Origin of the sequence: Sodalis sp. RH16, assembly GCF_047324245.1 — a bacterium.
GTDB classification, from domain to species: Bacteria; Pseudomonadota; Gammaproteobacteria; order Enterobacterales; family Enterobacteriaceae; genus Acerihabitans; species Acerihabitans ligni.
In genome coordinates this window covers 4259269-4276420 of record NZ_CP178737.1, presented here as the reverse complement: position 1 = coordinate 4276420, position 17152 = coordinate 4259269, and the positions used below count along the sequence as shown (strand labels likewise).

Genomic DNA, 17152 nt, shown 5'->3' with positions numbered 1-17152 from the left:
GCTTGTTTCGGGTCAGATCCTTCCCATCAGAACCAAAACAATCAGAATAACCACAACAACGCCAAGAATACCGCTGGGAAAATAACCCCAACTACGGCTATGCGGCCAGCTGGGCAGCGCGCCGATGAGGAGTAAAATTAATACGATAAGTACAATTGTTCCGATGCCCATGTGTGTAGCTCCTGTAAATTTTTGAACTGTTCCCGTGATATCGTACTAAATAATGTTCACGATATAACCGGATGAGCACATATTCAGTCTGACCCTAAAAGTATAGCCAGGAAATAATATTTCACAGAATATTTTCATATGCGGGATTTGTTTACTAAAGGAGGTGAAGGCATATCAATGCAATGATCATTATTGCCATTAATTTGCGTCCCGATGCCGGGGGTTGTTGCCCGGCATCGGGATGAAACGCCGCCTCTTTTGGCGGCGATTATTGCGTGGCCTGGATGGCGGTAAGGGCTATGGTATAAACAATATCGTCCACCAGGGCGCCGCGGGACAGGTCATTGACCGGTTTGCGCAGGCCTTGCAGCATCGGACCGATGGAAACCAGGTCGGCGGAACGCTGTACCGCCTTGTAGGTGGTATTGCCGGTATTCAGATCCGGAAAAATAAAGACCGTGGCCCGGCCGGCCACCGGCGAGTCCGGCGCCTTGGTGCGCGCCACGTCGGCCATAATGGCGGCATCGTATTGCAGCGGGCCGTCAATCACCAGATCCGGGCGTTTGCGCCGCGCCAGCGCGGTGGCTTCCCGCACTTTATCCACATCGCTGCCGGTGCCCGAGGTGCCGGTGGAGTAGGACATCATCGCTACCCGCGGCTCGATGCCGAAGGCGGCGGCCGAGTCGGCGGACTGAATGGCGATTTCCGAAAGCTGTTCGGCATCCGGATCGGGATTGATGGCGCAGTCGCCGTATACCAGCACCTGCTCCGGCAACAGCATGAAAAATACCGATGAAACCAGCGAGCTGCCCGGGGCCGGTTTAATCAGCTGCAACGCCGGACGAAGGGTATTGGCGGTGGTATGCACCGCGCCGGAAACCAATCCGTCCACATCCCCTGCCTCCAGCATCAGGGTACCGAGCATCACGTTGTCTTCCAATTGCTCCCGCGCCACCACTTCGGTCATGCCTTTGCTTTTACGCAGCTCCACCAGCCGCGCCAGGTAGCGCTCGCGCAGCGGCGCCGGATCCTGTAGCGCCACATTGTCACCCAAAACCACGCCCTGGGCCGCGGCCACCCGGCGAATGTCGTCGGGATTGCCCAGCAGGACACAATGAGCAATGCCCCGGTCGGCACAGAGGGCGGCGGCCCGGATGGTGCGCGGTTCATCCCCCTCCGGCAACACGATGCGCTTGCCGGCCCGCCGCGCCCGTTCGGTCAGGGCATAACGGAATGCCGGCGGCGAGAGGCGGCGGGAATGCTCCGAGGCAGCGCTCAGTGAATCAATCCACCCGCTATCGATGTAGCCGGCCATGTAATCCTGCACTTTCTCCACCCGTAAACGATCGTCCGCCGGCACTTCCAGATTAAAGCTTTGCAAACTCAGGGACGTCTGCCAGGTATTGGTATTGACCATCATCACCGGCAAACCGGTCTGGAACGCCCGCTCGCACAGCGTGGCAATGGCCGGGGGAATGGGATAGCCGCCGGTAAGCAGGACCGCGCCGATGGCCACCCCGTTCATGGCGGCCAGGCAGGCCGCCACCAGCACCTCGGGGCGGTCCGCGCAGGTGACCAGCAGCGCGCCGGCGCGAAAGTGCTGCGCCATATTGGCCAAACCGCGGGCGCAGAAAGTCACGGACTGCACCCGGCGCGTCTCTAGATCGCCGGCATTCACGATGTGGGCATGAAGATGCCCGGCCATATCCACGGCGCGGGTGGCTATCAGATCATAGTTCCAGGGGATACAGGCCAAGACCTTTAGCGGGCTGTCGGCAAACAGGGGGCGGGTATCCGCGGCGGCGGCGTCATGCTGATTGGCGGCGTCGAACAGTTCGGACAGGTCTGGGCGCGTACGGCCCTGTTCATCCACCGGGGCGTGCCATTTATTGATGATAACCCCGGCGATATTCTTGTTTTGGCAGCCGCCGAACCCGGCGCAGGCCAACTCCAGCCGCGCCTTCAGCTGCGCCGGTGAATCGGCCCCCAGGGTGGTGACAAAAACCATGTCAGCGTTCAACGCCCGGGCGATGTCGTAGTTCAGACCATTGGCGAACTGATGGCGACGGGTCAGCATCAGCCCCTCAATCAGGACCACTTCGGCGTCCTGCCGGGTTTCATGATAGCGGGCGACAATCTCCTCCATCAGCACATCGCGGCGATTGGTGCTTAACAGGGTTTCCACATAGTCCATCGCCAGCGGCTGCGCGGCGGGGATCCCTGAATTGGCCCGAATGATGGCGGTGGTCTGGTCAGGCAAACTCGCGCCGTCGCGCTGCTGGGCGATGGGCTTATATACGCTCAGGCGCACGCCCTTGCGCTCGATGGCCCGGATCACGCCGAGACTGACGCTGGTCAGCCCCACATGGGTACCGGTTGGAATTAGCATAATGGTTCGAGACACGGTTGACCTCTCGGCAAATAGTCAGATCTATGTTGGATGATGAATTGGCTTGGCCGTATCATGAACACCTTTCATCCTGAATTCTTTAACCCAGCTTACAGACTTGATTTCCATTAATCAGAAATCCGCTAAAAAGTTATCCTGAAACAAGAATTGACCTCCATCACAAAACTGCAACCGGTTTCTGAAACCGGTTGCAGAGATTCTTTTTCTCGCGTCATACTGCTGCCAGACCAATAATCACAAGGCTCGTCTTATGAAAAAAATACTCTTATGCTGTGCCGCCGGGATGTCCACCAGCATGGTGGTGAGGAAAATGCAAAAAGCCGCCGAAATAAAAGGAATAGAGGTGGAAATCAATGCGGTGGGTCTGGAAGAGTTCGCCGCGGAGTTCCCCCATTACGATTGTTGCCTGCTGGGACCGCAAATCAAATATAAATTGAAAGATTTTAAAATAATCGCCGATGAGCAGCATAAACCCATAGCCGTCATTAACAGCATGGATTACGGCATGATGAACGGCGAAAAAATATTAAACGATACTCTGGCGCTGCTTAATGCCTAGGAGATGAATATGTCCGGAATTAGCGAATCGGTATTCGGCGTCATTGAAAATACCATTAGTCCGATAGCAGGGAGATTATCCAGTCAACGGCATGTCATGGCCATCCGGGACGGATTTATTTCCGCAATGCCGTTTCTGATTGTCGGTTCCTTTATGCTGGTATTTGCCCATCCGCCCTTCTCCCCCACCAGCACTTGGTCCTTCGCCCAATGGTGGCTGCGGATGGCGCAGCAGTATGAAAACGTTATTCTGATGCCCTATAACATGACCATGGGTATTATGTCGGTGTTTATCGCCGCGGCGATATCTTATAATCTGGCCACCAGCTATAAAATGAACGGTTTTATGGCCGCCCTGCTGTCATTAATGTCATTCCTGGTAGTGGCGGCTCCGCAAACCGCGGATAAAATGCTGCCGGTATCATCGCTTGGGGGGACGGGGATTTTCACCGCGATATTGGTGGGAATCTATACCACCGAGCTGATACATTTTCTGGAAGTACGGCATATCGGTATCCATCTGCCGGAACAGGTACCGCCGAAAATAAAACAGTCCTTTGATTTGTTGATTCCGGTACTGGCGATATTCTTTACCCTTTACCCGTTAAGCCTGCTGATCCAATGGCAATTCGGCATGCTGCTGCCCCAGGCCATTATGGCGCTGTTCCAGCCGATTGTTTCCGCTGCCGATACCCTGCCGGCCATTTTGCTCTCCGTATTGATCTGCCATCTGCTGTGGTTCGCCGGCATTCACGGCGCGGTCATCGTCGGCGGCGTGTTGCAGGCTTTCTGGCTGACCAATCTGGGCATCAACCAGCAGGAACTCACCGCCGGACAACCCTTAACCCATATTTTTATCGAACCGTTCTGGCTGTTTTTCATCGTGATTGGCGGATCCGGTTCCACCATGGGGCTGGTGGGGCTGTATTTACGCAGCCGATCCGCCCATTTGCGCTCCATCGGCAAGCTCAGCATGGTGCCCTGTATTTTCAACATTAACGAACCGGTGATTTTCGGCTCTCCGGTGGTGATGAATCCCACCCTCTTCATTCCATTTATTACCGCGCCGCTGGTTAACGGTACTCTGGCCTATATCGCCACCCGTACCGATATGGTGGGCCGGGTGATTTCCGTGGTGCCCTGGACCACGCCTGCCCCCATCGGCGCCGCCTGGTCCACCGGCTGGGATATCCGCGCCGCGTTCCTGGTGGTTGTCCTGGTGGCCGTATCCACGCTGATTTATTACCCCTTCTTCAAAATCTACGAACGGCAACTGCTGGCGCAGGAAGATCCGTTGCCGCAGACCCAGGCCCAGGAGGCATAACCATGAGCGAGACAGTGGCGATGGATATGGAAAGTACGGTCATGGCTTTGATTATCTTTGCCGGCGAGGCGCGTTCCGAATCGATGGAGGCGCTGCGCGCCGCCCGCAACCGGGAGTGGCTGAAGGCCGATGCCCTATTGGCCGCCGCCTCCGATGCCGCCCGCCAGGCGCACCGTATCCAGACGCAATTAATAGGCGCCGACGAGGGCGTGGGTAAAATTCCGGTGAACCTTATCATGGTACATGCCCAGGATCATCTGATGAACGCCATGCTGTGCCGGGAATTGGTTGAAGAAATCATCGTCCTGTATCGCGAAATCGACACCCTAAAGCATCCGGGCGAAGCCTGCGGGCAAAAGCCATGATCTCGGGGCGCTCCGTTTAAGCGGAATTGAGTAAGCGGTTTTAAATAAACGGGTTTAATCAGCCCGGGGCTCACTGTATCGAAAATCAGAGGGAATTATTATGCATTACCAAACACCGGCGCCGTTTCCACAGGGATTTCTTTGGGGCGCCTCCACGTCTGCCTATCAGGTGGAAGGCGGCTGGAACGAAGAAGGCAAAGGCCCGTCGGTCATCGACCGGGCCTCGTTTCCACCGGAACTTAGCGACTTCACCGTCACCAGCGATCACTATCATCATTTTGCCGGCGATATCGCCCTGTTTGCTGAGATGGGTCTCAAAACCTACCGGTTTTCCATCGCCTGGAGCCGCCTGTTTCCCACCGGCGAAGGCGAATTGAATTTCCAGGGCGTGGCATTCTACCGCCGCCTGATTGATGAGATCCGCCGCCACGGCATTGAACCGCTGGTGACGCTGTACCATTTCGATTTACCCTGGGCGTTGCAACAGCAAGGCGGCTGGTCGAACCCACGCACCGTCGACGCCTTTGAGCGGTTCGCCCGTACCGCCTTTGAACTCTACGGCGGCCAGGTCAAGTATTGGCTGACCATCAATGAACAGAATATGATGATCCTAAAAGGCGATGTCATCGGCACGCTGCCGCCGGGCACCGCCAATCCGCAAAAAACCCTCTATCAGCAAAACCACCATATGATGCTGGCGCAGGCCAGGGCAATGATTGCCTGCCATGAGATGCTGCCCGAGGCCAAAATCGGCCCGGCGCCGAACATTTCCTGCGTCTACCCCGCCAGTTCCCGGCCGGAAGATGTGATTGCCGCCAATAATTTCTCGTCTATTCGCAACTGGCTCTATCTGGATTTGGCCTGTTTCGGGCGGTATAACGCGGTGGCCTGGAGTTTTATGCGGGAAAAGGGCTACCTGCCGCAGATAACCGAAGAGGAAATGGCGCTATTGCAGCGGGGCCGTCCCGACTTTATCGCGTTTAATTATTATGCCTCCACCACGGTTGCCGACGGACAAGACCGCGGCGCCGTCGGGCAGGAGCGCCGTGAAGTGGAGGATCAGCAACTGCCCGGCATCGATAAATCGGTGTATATAGGCGCCGATAATCCCAACCTGGAACACAATGAATTCGGCTGGTATATCGACCCGGTGGGTTTCCGGGTGACCTGCCGGGAAATATACGAGCGCTACCGGCTGCCGTTAATCATTACCGAAAACGGCCTGGGCGCGTTTGACCGGCTGGCGCAGGATAATAAAATTCATGACGATTACCGTATTCGCTACCTCAGCGCCCATATCCGGCAGCTGCAGCTGGCGATTACCGACGGCGTCGAGCTGTTTGGCTACTGCCCCTGGTCAGCCATTGACCTGGTCAGTACCCATCAAGGCATCAGCAAACGCTACGGATTTATTTATGTCAATCGGGATGAGCACGACCTGAAGGATTTGGCCCGCTATCCGAAAAAGAGTTTTTACTGGTATCAGCGCGTCATTAATACCAACGGGGAGCGTCTGGATACCGATATTGAATATTAGCTATTAGCAATGCGCCGGAGCTAAAGGTGTCCCACCGGCGTTTTTTTCGGGCGCGAGGTGGCGGCGAAGGGGCCGGGCACCACCGAATCGCGAATCACCAGCTCGCCGCTGAAGGGTTTTAGCGGCGACACCGGCTTGCCGTCCAGCACGTGAACCACCTGATCGAGCGCGCTTTTGATCATCTCCGCCACCGGCACATGGACGGTGGTCAGGGGAGGATTGAAATAGGATGCCACGGGAATGTCATCGAAACTCACCAGGGAGATGTCGCCGGGAATGGTTTTGCCATGTTCCCGCAGCGCCTTGGCGGCGCCGATGGCCATATCGTCGTTAGAGCACACCAGCGCGCTGAAACCCGCCGGGCGCCGCAGGAGTTCGGCGCAGGCTTCATAACCGCTGCCGAGGGACCAGTGTCCCGGCGCCATCAGCGCCTCATTCAATGAAATGCCCTTTTCCCTCAGCGCCTGCCGATACCCCTGTTCACGGGCGCCGGCGGTGGGAGATCCCTGCGCGCCGCTGATAAAGGCAATGTCACGATGCCCCTGCTCTATGAGATAGCCCACCGCCTGGCGGGCATCGGCCTGATGGGTGGCGAACACGCAGTGCTGCCGCGCCAGCGGCAGGTTGCGGTTGATGACGATAAAAGGAATCTCGTGCTGGCGAATAATCGCCATCAGCTCTTTCTCCCCCAGAAAACGCGGGTAGATAATCACCGCATCGCAGCGGCGATCCAGCAAAAACTGTATGGATTCCAGCTCGCTTTCCGCGCTGTATTTACCGTCCACCAGGATCAGCTGCCGGCCATAGTTTTCGGTCATCTTGGCGGTTTGATATAACAGCTCGCTAAAATAGGGGCCGTTGAATATGGAGTTGGTGACAATCAGGCCGATGCTTTGGGAATTTTGCGTGGCCAGGCTGCGCGCCACCAGATTGGGACGGTAGCCGGACTCTTCGATGGCATTGAACACCCGCTGGCGGGTGCTCTCCTTGACATAGTTATTACCCGCCAGGACACGGGATACCGTGGACTTGGAAACGCCCGCTTTTCTTGCAACATCCTGCATGGTAATCATCTATGAAGCCTTGTTCAACGGACGCACGGGGGAAACATCCTGCTGATTTTAGCATACCGGACTTCGCGCTATAAAGCTTTCCGCGGCCGGCGAATGCCTTTGAACCAAGCGCCCGTCAGCCGGCTATTTCCACTGCCGCCAAACAAGCTGCGCCGGACGCCCGGCAGCTGAATAGATCCGCCGGACGCCGGCGGGCTGCAGGCGTTACGCCAGAGCTTTATCAATGGCCGACAGCAACCGTGGATCGTCGGCGGTCACATCCGGCGCAAAACGCGCCACCACCTCGCCCTGCCGGTTAATCAGGAATTTTTCAAAATTCCATAATACATCCTGGCGATTGACCGGATCGACGCCGTAGCCTTTCAGCCGTTCGCGGAACGGCCCCTCCCCTATGGCGTCCGGCTGCGCCGCCGTTAATTTCCCGTACAGCGGATGCCGGTCCTCCCCTAGCACCGAAATTTTCGAAAACAGCGGGAAATGCACATCGTAGGTCAGCGTGCAAAAATCCTTGATCTCCGCATCGCTGCCGGGTTCCTGGCCCTTGAAGTTATTGGCGGGAAAACCCAGCACTTCCAGCCCCTGGGAATGCCGGTCCTGATAAAGCTTTTCCAATGCTTCGTATTGCGGGGTCAGGCCGCATTTGGAGGCGACGTTAACCACCAGCAGCGCTTTGCCGCGATAGTCCGCCAGGCTGGCGGCGGTGCCGTCGATTTTTTTAACGGGAATGTCGTAAACGGAATCTGTCATGAATTATCCTCTTGAATACGCTGATGAATCACGCTCCGCCAGACGCGGCCGGGGCAACGGATACTTGATGACAATAACACGCCGGACGGCGCCTTGCATGCCGCCCGTGGAGAAAGTCAGCCGCTAGATTTCCACCTGCGTGCCCAGTTCGATAACCCGGTTGGGAGGAATTTCATATTCATCCGCCACCCGCAGGGCATTGCGGCTCAACGTGATAAACAGCTTGCCCCGCAGGAACCGGAGCCAGGACCGCTTGGTCAGGATCAACGCTTCGTGCGACATGAAAAACGAGGTTTCCATGATCTGGCAGGGTAAGCCTTCCAGGCCGCAGCGGTGGAATATTTCCAGCATATTCGGCGCTTCAAGCCAGCCGTAGCGGGCTACTACCCGCCAGAACGTGGGGGATAGCTGCTCAATGACCACGCGGCGGACGTTATGGACGTAGGGAGCATGCTCCGTGCGCACCGTCAGCAGGATCACCCGCTCATGCAGCATCTTGTTATGTTTGAGGTTATGCAGCAGGGCAATGGGGATGACATTGGTGATATGGGACATAAATACCGCCGTACCCTGGACGCGCACCGGCGGATTTTTCTCCAGGGAGGCTATCATCGCCTCCAGGGAGTTGCCGTGGGAGTGCAGCTTGCGCGCCAGACTGAAACGTTCGGTATTCCAGGTGGTCATGACGATAAACATCACCAGCCCCAGCAGCAGCGGCAACCAGCCGCCGGAGAACAGTTTAAGGGCATTGGAGGCGAACATCGGCACGTCTATGACCAGCAGCGCCGCCAATATCAGCCCTACCAGGACCCGGTTCCAGCGCCAGGTATTTACCGCCACCCAGGTCACCAGCAGGCTGGTTAACAGCATGGTGCCGGTGACGGCGATACCGTAAGCCGCCGCCAGGTTGCTGGAGTGTTTGGCAAAGGCAATGACCAGCACCACGGCCACATACAACATCCAGTTGATGGTGGGGACGTAAATTTGCCCGGATTCCTCAGCCGAGGTATGGATTATGCGCATCGGCGGCAGATATCCCAGGCGCACCGCCTGGCGGGTCAGGGAAAAGACGCCGGAAATAACCGCCTGGGAAGCGATAATCGTCGCCAGGGCCGACAGGATCAGCAATGGGATCAACGCCCAGCCGGGGGCCAATAAAAAGAAGGGATTGATGATGGACGACGGGTCTTGCAACAGCAACGCGCCCTGGCCGAAATAGTTAAGCACCAGCGACGGCAGCACCACCACGAACCAGGCCAGCTGGATGGGGCGTTTGCCGAAATGCCCCATATCGGCATACAGCGCTTCCACGCCGGTAATGGCCAGCACCACCGCTCCGAGGGCAAAGAAGGACAATTTTTTGTATTCAACGAAAAAATGCAGCGCCCATGCCGGGTTTATCGCTTGCAGGACCGCCGGGTACACCATAATACTGCGTACGCCCAGCAGCGCCAGGGTCAGGAACCATGCCAGCATCACCGGCGCGAAAAACTTGCCGACGCGGCTGGTGCCGTGCTTTTGGATCATGAACAGCAGGGTAATGACGGCAATGGAGGCCGGGACGATATAGCCGGAATAGGACGGTGCGACAATCACCAGCCCCTCAATGGCGGAGATTACCGAAATGGCCGGAGTAATTACCACATCGCCATAAAAAAAGCCGCTGCCTATCAGCCCCAGCACCATAATCAGCGTCGCCGTGCGCGCCGGGGTATTGCGGCCGGCCAGGGACATCAGCGTCATGATGCCGCCCTCGCCGGCATGATCGGCCCGCATGACATAAATCAGGTATTTCAGCGAAACAATCAGGATCAGCAGCCAGAAAATCAGGGAAAGGAAGCCGAATACCTGGTCCGGACGAACATCGAAACCATAGTTGCCGGAAAAGCATTCTCGCAGGGTATAGAGGGGACTGGTGCCGATATCGCCGTACACCACGCCGATAGCCGCCAGTGTTGCCACAGACAACGGCTGTTTATGTTCTGTGCTCATAGATTCAACTGCAGGATCCGAATGGAAGGCGGTAAGCGTCCGTTACCCGTGACGCCTCGCGCAAAAGCGCTCAGTATGCACCTGAGCGTCAGATTTCCTAAGAAAATCTTGGTGATTCATGAAGAGATCTACGGCGCCAGGCGGCCGTTTTCAATGCAGACGGTATCAAAGGCGAAGACCACTTCGGGATCCGGCAGGGCCAGTTTTTTGTCCTTTCCCTTATAATTCAGCCGTCCCAGCAGGTCGCGCAGAATGTTGATCCTTGCTTCGTGCTTGTCGTCGGTATGCACGATGACCCACGGCGTATTGGGGGTGTGGGAGCGAATCAGCATTTCATTGCGTGCATTGCTGTACTGCTTCCACTGTTTGGTGGCCTGCTCGTCGATGGGGCTGATTTTCCATTGCTTAAGAGGATCGGTCAGCCGGGCTTCCAAACGCTCTTTTTGCTCGTGCTTGCTGATATCAAGGTAATATTTAATGATTTTAATGCCTGAATCCACCAGCAGCTGTTCAAAATCCGTCACCGTATTCATGAACAGTTCGTACTCTTTATCGCTGCAAAAACCCATCACCCTCTCAACGCCGGCGCGGTTGTACCAGCTGCGGTTAAACAGCACCATCTCCTGCGCCGCCGGCAATTCCGCCACGTAACGCTGAAAGTACCATTCGGCGCGATCCCGCTCTGACGGCTTGCCCAGGGCGACAATGCGAAATTCCCGCGGGCTCAGATGCTGGGAAATGGTCTTGATGATACCATCCTTGCCCGCCGCGTCGCGCCCTTCAAAAATCACCAGGATCTGATCGTTGGAGGCAATAATTTCCCGCTGCAGCTTGACCAGCTCGATTTGCAGTAAATGCAGGGTCTGATCGTACTCTTTGCCCGAGTAGGGATGTTCCGAATCATGATCCGGCTGATGATCGTTGCTTTTACTCATTATTTTTCTCCGTTACTTGCGCTGCGCATAACCCAAACTGCATTGATTATGGCATACCCGCGGCGAACCCTAAGATTAATTGATACCGGTATGGCCGATTTGCGCAAGGCGGATTGTAAGCAGATTTTAAAACAGCCCGCGGGCAGGGCCGGGATTCAGTTCGCGGGCGAACTGGCCGATGCGCTGCAAACCGTGGGGCCAGGCGCCGAAACCCGATTGTGCGTTGATATGCCCCCCCTCGCCGACATCCACCAGCTCACTGCCCCAGGCCTGTGCCCAGTAGCGGGCGCGGCTGAACGCCAGCAGCGGGTCGTTATGGCTGGCGAATAGCAGGCTTGGCACCGGTAACGGGGTGGCAAGGATACGCTCTTCAAGCTCGAAACGCACCGGTTCGGCAGGCGCCACCAGCACTACGCCGGCCACCACGCTGGGGAATTGGCTGGCGAAATACCATGATGACAGCGCGCCAAAGCTATGGCCTATCAACAGTAAGTGCGAGCGCTGCTCCCCCAGCTCGCGCCGGATCGCCGCCACCCAGCCGTCCAGATCCGGATCCTGCCAGTTGCGCTGCGTGATGCGCAGCCAGTGCGGATGCCGTTGCCGCCAGCAGCTTTGCCAATGTTCCGGCCCGCTATCCTGAATGCCCGGCACCAGCAGAACGGTCAGCGCGCCGAAGGGGTCGTCGGAACATGGCGACGAGACCCCGTCGAGGGAAATTCCACCGAGGCGCGCCGATCCATGTCCGTTCATAGGGGCAGGTGCGCCAGGACATAAGCCACCGCCAGCAAATCAGCGCTGCCGCCGGGGCTGAGATAAAGCGCTGTCAGCGCGGCATCCATTTGCCGTAGCTCGGCGATATCCCAGCCGCAAAGCAATAAGCGCCGGGCGTAGCGCTGCACAAAATGCAGGCCCGGCAGGCCGCCGCGCGAGACCAGGTTGGTATCGGGATTATAAGCCATGAGCAGTAGCAGACAGTGCAGCATAATCATGGGCTCGCCGGCGCCGTCGGCCTTGAGGCGATCCCAGTCGGGTAAAACATACCGGCGCACGGTGGCGAATCCGCTCGCCGCTTCCCCGCGCGCACCGGTCATGCCGTAGCGCTGAAACAGCTGCTCCCCCGCCGTAGCCGCCCGCCGGCGATCCGCCAGCTCTGTCATCACCATACGGGCGCATATTGCCGCCACTTCGTCACACAATCCCCCGCGGGTTAACGGCTGTAAGCGCCCTTTCAGCCGTCCGGCGGCGGTGCATAATAACCCGAGGGAGAAAACCCCGCCTTTGTGGGTATTGACGCCGCCGGTAGCGGCAAACATCCCCTGCTCGCAGGCCAGCCCCAGCGGACGTATGCGGGCCAGCACCTCCCCGGCCGGAAGCGCGGCATAACGATAGCCAAGGGCGGTAAAGCGGCTGAACCAGGGGACTATGGCCGCGATGCTGCGCAGGAACAGCGGTAAATCCATATCCCGGTGCGCACCGTTATTGCAGTTATCCACCAGTCCCGGTTTGGGCGTCAAATACACCTCCTCCCGCAGCGCGGCGGCGGCCAACCGCGCCACCGCCATAAGTTCGGCATCGGCAACGGGATAATGGAGCGGAATGGGCGGATTACCGCTTATCGGGCCGGCGTCGCTTCGCAGCGCTTCAGCTTTCATCGCGGACAAAATACGCCTCCAGCAGATCCTTTATTCTCGCCGTCAACTGAGGCAACGGATGCCGGCGGGACCGCCCGCAGGCATGGGCGGGTTGGTCGCAGACAAGACAGCGGCGTCCGGCCTGACTAAGAAAATTGCGGCCGATAATACCGTCGTGGACCGAAATAACATCCATATCCCAGAGACGGCCGAGGGGATGCTCCTGCTCCAGCGCCACCGTGGCGGCTTTTATTTCCCCGGCCCCATGCCCCACCGCCCAAAACGCCTCCGGTCCGGTGGGCAGCCAAAAGGCCTGTCGCGCCGCCACCGGCCAGCCGCGGCCGGTCAACATCCCCTCGCAAACGTTGATGGCTTCCGCCATCAATTGCCGATAAGGGGCCGAATCCTTCACCGGCCCCGGCGTTACCAGCGTCAGCGAAATCAGCGGCCGGCCATAACGGCCGATCCACTCCCGTTGCCGCGCCGCGCGGCGCTCCTTCGCCGCCAGCAGTTGATCCAGCGTAACGTCCGCGGCGATATCTCCGGTCAGAGTCACCTAGTCATCCTCTTTTACCTGGCGTACCACATCAATCACGCTGCCATCGCGGTAGCGCACCACACCGACAATCCGCGAAGTAAACTCGATGGGCCTGGGTTCACCGGTCAGCGCCACCGCCCGCTGATAGAGCTGTTCGATATCCAGCACTTCGAGACCGGCTTCTTCCAGCCGCCGGCGCACCTCCGGCCGCGCCGGATTGACGGCGATGCCTTGATCGGTCACCAGAACGTCGACGCTTTCACCAGGCGTTACCCGCGTCGTCACCTGGCGGACCACGGTAGGGATACGGCTGCGCGTCAGGGGCGCCACCACAATGGTCAGATTGGCCGCGGCAGCCACATCGCAATGACCACCCGAAGCGCCGCGCATCACGCCGTCGGAACCGGTAATAACGTTAACGTTGAAATTCACGTCGATTTCCAGCGCGCTGAGAATGACGATATCCAATTGATCGCAGCAGGCCGCCTTGGCGGCGGGGTTGGCATAGACATTGGTGGAAATTTCGATATGGCGCGGGTTATGTTGCAGCGACTCCGCCGACTGACTGTCAAAGGACTGGGTATCGAGCAGGATATCGATCAGGCCTTTCTCATGCAGATCGACAATGCTGCCGGTGATACCCCCCAGCGCAAAGCGGGCCTTGATATGGCGCCGCTCCATCTTTTCCGCCATAAAACGGGTACAGGCGGTGCTTGACGCCCCCGAGCCGGTTTGCAGGGAGAACCCGTCGACAAAATAGCCGGAATGCTCAATGACCTCGGCGGCGCTGCGGGCGATCATCAGCTCCCGTGGATTACTGGTGACCCGCGCCGCGCCCACGCTGATTTTAGCCGGGTCCCCCACCTGATCCACCTTGACGATATAGTCAACCTGATCCTGAACCAGACTGGCGGGCAGATTGGGAAAAGGCAGCAAGGCTTCGGTGAGCAATACTACCTTGCGGGCAAAACGCGCATCCACCATGGCATAGCCCAGGGAACCGCAGCAGGATTGACCGTGGCTGCCGTTGGCATTACCGAACTCATCGCTGCACGGCACGCCGAGAAACGCCACGTCGATCTTGAGCTCGCCATCCTGCAGCAGTTTTACCCTTCCGCCATGGGAATGGATTTGTACCGGTTCTTCCATCAGGCCATGGGAAATAGCGTCCGCCAGCTTGCCGCGCATGCCCGACGTATAGATGCGGCTAATCACGCCCGCCCGGATGGGTTCTATCAAGGCATCATTGCAGGTCATCAGCGAACTGGACGCCAGCGTCAGGTTTTTAAACCCTAAGCGGGCAAGGGTTTCCACCACCCGATTAATGACCATATCCCCTTCCCGAAAGGCATGATGGAACGAGATGGTCATACCGTCACGCAGTCCGCTGCGTTCAATGGCCTGTTCCAGGCTGTCGCAAAGCTTGCGCTGGTGTTTGGCCAGATTATCCGCCAGCCAGGGCGTGGTACTGCACGCATGGCTGAACTGCGCCAGTTGCCCGAGATGCCGATATTGCGTCTGTAGATTGTCTAAAAAATCACTCATTAGGTATTCCTGTATTTATTCGCCTAAACCGCTACCGGCGCACGCCGGAAGCCCTGGCACGGTCCAGTACCACCTGGGCATGGTTGATAATCGGGCCGTCAATCATTTTCCCGTTCAACGATATAACCCCCAGGCCTTTACGCTCTCCGTCCTCGGCGGCGGCAATCACCCGCCGGGCGTAGTCCACCGCTTCCTGGGTCGGCGCATAGGCGTTATGCAGCAGTTCAATCTGGCGCGGGTTAATCAATGATTTACCGTTGAAACCCATTTTGCGTACCAGCTCCACTTCCCGCAGGAAACCGGCCTCGTCGTTGATATCGGCATAGACCACATCGAAAGCGTCGATGCCGGCGGCGCGGGCCGCGTGCAGCACCGCGCAGCGGGCGTAGAAAAGTTCGGTGCCGTCGCCCCGTTCGGTTTGCATATCCATGACATAATCAAAGGCCGCCAGGGCAATGCCGATAAGCCGTGGAGAACAGCGGGCTATGGCCACCGCGTTAATCACGCCGATGGCCGATTCAATGGCCGCCATGGTTCGGGTGGAACCCACTTCCCGGCCGCAGGCCCGCTCGATGCGTTCAATATGGGTTTCCAGCTCATGTATATCCTCCGGGCTGTCGGTTTTCGGCAACCGCACCACATCCGCCCCGGCCCGCACCACCGCCTCCAGATCCTTCAGGCCGAACGGCGTATTGAGCGGGTTGATGCGCACCACGGTTTCAATGTCCCGGTACATGGGGTGCTGCAGCGCATGGAACACCAAGATCCGGGCGCTGTCTTTTTCCCGCAGCGAAACGGCATCTTCCAAATCGAACATGATCGAATCGGGACGGTAGATAAACGCGGTGGACAACATGGCGGCATTGGCGCCGGGAATAAACAACATACTGCGGCGAAGCTTTTTCATGACATGCTGTCCCATACAATATCTTCCGCGCCGGCGGCCCGTAATACCGCGGTCTGAATGCGGGCGCGGATTACGCAATCCAGCGCCCCTTTATCGTCGATAATGATCAACCCTTCCGTAACGCCCATGGCAGCCAGCGTTTGATCAATGACCTGGCGGATTTGTATGCCGAACTGTTTTATCACCTCGCTGTTCACGACAATGTTCAACTCGCCGTCGGCCGGGGCGATTTTCACCAGCAGATCGCTGGATTCAAACGTACCGGCCAAGGATTCTTTAACTATCTTCATAATGACTGTCCTGACAAAAAAAATTCGGTTACGCACATTCCGACCGGTGATGTGACGTTAAAAAGGCAAACGTACAGGGCGGCACGATTTCCCGGATGTGCGACATCTGCCGATCCTTTAGCAAGGCCCGCACTTCCGAGGCTGAAATCGCCCAGCCGGAGGATTGGCATTTGCGGGGAATCTCCACCACCGACACCGGCGGTGAAACTGAACGCCCGGGCTCTTCCAACCACACCCGCATATCGCGATTGTATTGTTCAGTCACCGGGCAATAGGGCTCGGTGCCGACAAAACGATGGGTAATACCGAGGGCCGGCGCGATATAACGGCGAAAAATCAGCAGATCGATGGCGCTGTAGGTCTGGCCTATAAGCTGCGTATCCCGTAAAAAATAGCCGGGGAACGTCGCCCGCGAAATGAGATAATCCGAGCCGGGATGCACCGTGACATGGCTGAGATGCGCCACGCCTTGACGCACCATTTCAAGACGCTCGGCATAGGAAAAGAGCGACACATCTTCCCGCACCACGAAGATATGCACCCAGTCGCAAACAGCGGCGGCCTGCTCCGCCAGGTAGGCGTGCCCCAGGGTGAAGGGATTGGCGTTCATGACGATCCCGCCGATTCGGGCGCCGGGATGGCGCTGCAGGGCCAGCGCGCGGCTATAGCGCGTAATGCCCACCGGCGTGTTTTCCATCAGAACCGCCACCTGGTCCCATTGCGCCAGGGGATAAAAGCCGCAGCCCTTGAACAGGGCGATATTGGACGGACGGGTATAAAGAAACAGGTGAAAATGCCCTTGCCGTATCGCCAGATTTTCCACCTCTCCCACCAGACGGGCGCTCAAGTTATCCCCGCGGTAATCCGCCGCCACCGCGACGCATTTGATGGTATTGCCGGCAATGCCGGCGCACCCCGCCAACTGCCGGCCATCATGGGCCACCACGAAACAATCGATATCCTCATCCATGCCCAGACCGCTGGTGTCCAGCAGGGCGCGCACCTCGTCCAACCCGCCGCGTTCCGGCAGGGCGCGCCCTTCGTTCAGGCCGTTAGCGGTGCATCGGACCGGCAGCACGGCAAATTCCAACGCGTCCAAATCATACATAGCGCTTACCCTATGGCTCGA

Annotated in this window: 17 protein-coding genes; 4 read left to right on the top strand and 13 right to left on the bottom strand. The window is 57.9% G+C overall.

The annotated features are described in order from the left end of the window. Positions 1 to 12: 12 nt before the first annotated feature. Together ACL2XJ_RS19610 and pta are read right to left on the bottom strand one after the other, a co-directional pair. On the bottom strand, positions 13 to 165 hold the full coding sequence (locus ACL2XJ_RS19610; RefSeq protein WP_203523086.1) for a DUF3309 family protein: 153 nt from the start codon (positions 163 to 165) through the stop codon (positions 13 to 15). Positions 166 to 439: 274 nt separating this feature from the next. Further along, positions 440 to 2575 (bottom strand): phosphate acetyltransferase, encoded by a 2136-nt coding sequence (gene pta, locus ACL2XJ_RS19605; RefSeq protein WP_413724203.1) that lies wholly within the window; start codon positions 2573 to 2575, stop codon positions 440 to 442. A gap of 256 nt (positions 2576 to 2831) precedes the next feature. Here pta and ACL2XJ_RS19600 point away from each other — a divergent pair, with 256 nt between their 5' ends. From ACL2XJ_RS19600 to ACL2XJ_RS19585, 4 genes are all read left to right on the top strand, one after another. Next, entirely contained in the window at positions 2832 to 3140 is a 309-nt protein-coding gene (locus ACL2XJ_RS19600) for a PTS sugar transporter subunit IIB (RefSeq protein ID WP_132921961.1), read from the top strand. Positions 3141 to 3149: 9 nt separating this feature from the next. Next, a complete protein-coding gene (locus tag ACL2XJ_RS19595; protein ID WP_132921962.1) occupies positions 3150 to 4463 on the top strand; it encodes a PTS sugar transporter subunit IIC in 1314 nt (437 codons plus the stop codon). 20 nt (positions 4464 to 4483) lie between these two features. Further along, entirely contained in the window at positions 4484 to 4828 is a 345-nt protein-coding gene (locus ACL2XJ_RS19590; protein ID WP_132927768.1) for a PTS lactose/cellobiose transporter subunit IIA, read from the top strand. Positions 4829 to 4928: 100 nt separating this feature from the next. Continuing rightward, positions 4929 to 6365, top strand: coding sequence for a glycoside hydrolase family 1 protein (locus tag ACL2XJ_RS19585; RefSeq protein ID WP_132921963.1), 1437 nt, complete (start codon positions 4929 to 4931; stop codon positions 6363 to 6365). A gap of 20 nt (positions 6366 to 6385) precedes the next feature. Here the strand turns inward: ACL2XJ_RS19585 and ACL2XJ_RS19580 are convergent, their stop codons facing one another. The 11 genes from ACL2XJ_RS19580 to citC all read right to left on the bottom strand — a co-directional run bounded on the left by ACL2XJ_RS19580 (position 6386) and on the right by citC (position 17131). Beyond that, positions 6386 to 7438 carry a LacI family DNA-binding transcriptional regulator gene (locus ACL2XJ_RS19580; protein ID WP_132921964.1) on the bottom strand — a complete coding sequence of 351 codons (1053 nt, stop codon included), beginning with the start codon at positions 7436 to 7438 and terminating at the stop codon, positions 6386 to 6388. 204 nt (positions 7439 to 7642) lie between these two features. Then, on the bottom strand, positions 7643 to 8185 hold the full coding sequence (locus ACL2XJ_RS19575) for a glutathione peroxidase (RefSeq protein ID WP_132921965.1): 543 nt from the start codon (positions 8183 to 8185) through the stop codon (positions 7643 to 7645). 123 nt (positions 8186 to 8308) lie between these two features. After that, a complete protein-coding gene (kup, locus tag ACL2XJ_RS19570; RefSeq protein WP_413724202.1) occupies positions 8309 to 10177 on the bottom strand; it encodes a low affinity potassium transporter Kup in 1869 nt (622 codons plus the stop codon). 128 nt (positions 10178 to 10305) lie between these two features. Continuing rightward, positions 10306 to 11112, bottom strand: coding sequence for a polyphosphate kinase 2 (ppk2, locus tag ACL2XJ_RS19565; protein WP_132921967.1), 807 nt, complete (start codon positions 11110 to 11112; stop codon positions 10306 to 10308). A gap of 126 nt (positions 11113 to 11238) precedes the next feature. Continuing rightward, on the bottom strand, positions 11239 to 11862 hold the full coding sequence (locus ACL2XJ_RS19560) for an RBBP9/YdeN family alpha/beta hydrolase (protein ID WP_413724201.1): 624 nt from the start codon (positions 11860 to 11862) through the stop codon (positions 11239 to 11241). Further along, positions 11859 to 12674, bottom strand: a complete 816-nt coding sequence (gene citG / locus ACL2XJ_RS19555) for a triphosphoribosyl-dephospho-CoA synthase CitG (protein WP_132927769.1) — start codon at positions 12672 to 12674, stop codon at positions 11859 to 11861. The genes ACL2XJ_RS19560 and citG overlap by 4 nt, the downstream gene beginning before the upstream one ends. Positions 12675 to 12753: 79 nt before the next feature. Continuing rightward, positions 12754 to 13299: a citrate lyase holo-[acyl-carrier protein] synthase gene (gene citX / locus ACL2XJ_RS19550; protein WP_132921969.1), complete on the bottom strand. Its 546-nt coding sequence runs from the start codon at positions 13297 to 13299 to the stop codon at positions 12754 to 12756. Then, a complete protein-coding gene (citF, locus tag ACL2XJ_RS19545; protein WP_203521763.1) occupies positions 13300 to 14826 on the bottom strand; it encodes a citrate lyase subunit alpha in 1527 nt (508 codons plus the stop codon). A 31-nt stretch (positions 14827 to 14857) separates the two neighbouring features. Then, a complete protein-coding gene (gene citE / locus ACL2XJ_RS19540; protein WP_132927770.1) occupies positions 14858 to 15733 on the bottom strand; it encodes a citrate (pro-3S)-lyase subunit beta in 876 nt (291 codons plus the stop codon). Then, positions 15730 to 16023 carry a citrate lyase acyl carrier protein gene (gene citD / locus ACL2XJ_RS19535; RefSeq protein ID WP_132921971.1) on the bottom strand — a complete coding sequence of 98 codons (294 nt, stop codon included), beginning with the start codon at positions 16021 to 16023 and terminating at the stop codon, positions 15730 to 15732. Before citD ends, citE begins: the two co-directional genes overlap by 4 nt. A 28-nt stretch (positions 16024 to 16051) precedes the next feature. Then, positions 16052 to 17131 carry a [citrate (pro-3S)-lyase] ligase gene (gene citC / locus ACL2XJ_RS19530; protein WP_413724200.1) on the bottom strand — a complete coding sequence of 360 codons (1080 nt, stop codon included), beginning with the start codon at positions 17129 to 17131 and terminating at the stop codon, positions 16052 to 16054. Between the last annotated feature and the right edge of the window lie 21 nt (positions 17132 to 17152).

What these genes read in the sequence shown, in the direction of transcription:
- citF (WP_203521763.1), bottom strand. Translation starts at nt 14,826, where the DNA reads ATGAGTGATTTTTTAGACAATCTACAGACGCAATATCGGCATCTCGGG.
- citC (WP_413724200.1), bottom strand. Translation starts at nt 17,131, where the DNA reads ATGTATGATTTGGACGCGTTGGAATTTGCCGTGCTGCCGGTCCGATGC.
- ACL2XJ_RS19590 (WP_132927768.1), top strand. Translation starts at nt 4,484, where the DNA reads ATGGATATGGAAAGTACGGTCATGGCTTTGATTATCTTTGCCGGCGAG.
- citE (WP_132927770.1), bottom strand. Translation starts at nt 15,733, where the DNA reads ATGAAAAAGCTTCGCCGCAGTATGTTGTTTATTCCCGGCGCCAATGCC.
- ACL2XJ_RS19560 (WP_413724201.1), bottom strand. Translation starts at nt 11,862, where the DNA reads ATGAACGGACATGGATCGGCGCGCCTCGGTGGAATTTCCCTCGACGGG.
- ppk2 (WP_132921967.1), bottom strand. Translation starts at nt 11,112, where the DNA reads ATGAGTAAAAGCAACGATCATCAGCCGGATCATGATTCGGAACATCCC.
- ACL2XJ_RS19595 (WP_132921962.1), top strand. Translation starts at nt 3,150, where the DNA reads ATGTCCGGAATTAGCGAATCGGTATTCGGCGTCATTGAAAATACCATT.
- ACL2XJ_RS19600 (WP_132921961.1), top strand. Translation starts at nt 2,832, where the DNA reads ATGAAAAAAATACTCTTATGCTGTGCCGCCGGGATGTCCACCAGCATG.
- ACL2XJ_RS19575 (WP_132921965.1), bottom strand. Translation starts at nt 8,185, where the DNA reads ATGACAGATTCCGTTTACGACATTCCCGTTAAAAAAATCGACGGCACC.
- ACL2XJ_RS19585 (WP_132921963.1), top strand. Translation starts at nt 4,929, where the DNA reads ATGCATTACCAAACACCGGCGCCGTTTCCACAGGGATTTCTTTGGGGC.
- citD (WP_132921971.1), bottom strand. Translation starts at nt 16,023, where the DNA reads ATGAAGATAGTTAAAGAATCCTTGGCCGGTACGTTTGAATCCAGCGAT.
- citG (WP_132927769.1), bottom strand. Translation starts at nt 12,674, where the DNA reads ATGGCGGTGGCGCGGTTGGCCGCCGCCGCGCTGCGGGAGGAGGTGTAT.
- kup (WP_413724202.1), bottom strand. Translation starts at nt 10,177, where the DNA reads ATGAGCACAGAACATAAACAGCCGTTGTCTGTGGCAACACTGGCGGCT.
- ACL2XJ_RS19580 (WP_132921964.1), bottom strand. Translation starts at nt 7,438, where the DNA reads ATGATTACCATGCAGGATGTTGCAAGAAAAGCGGGCGTTTCCAAGTCC.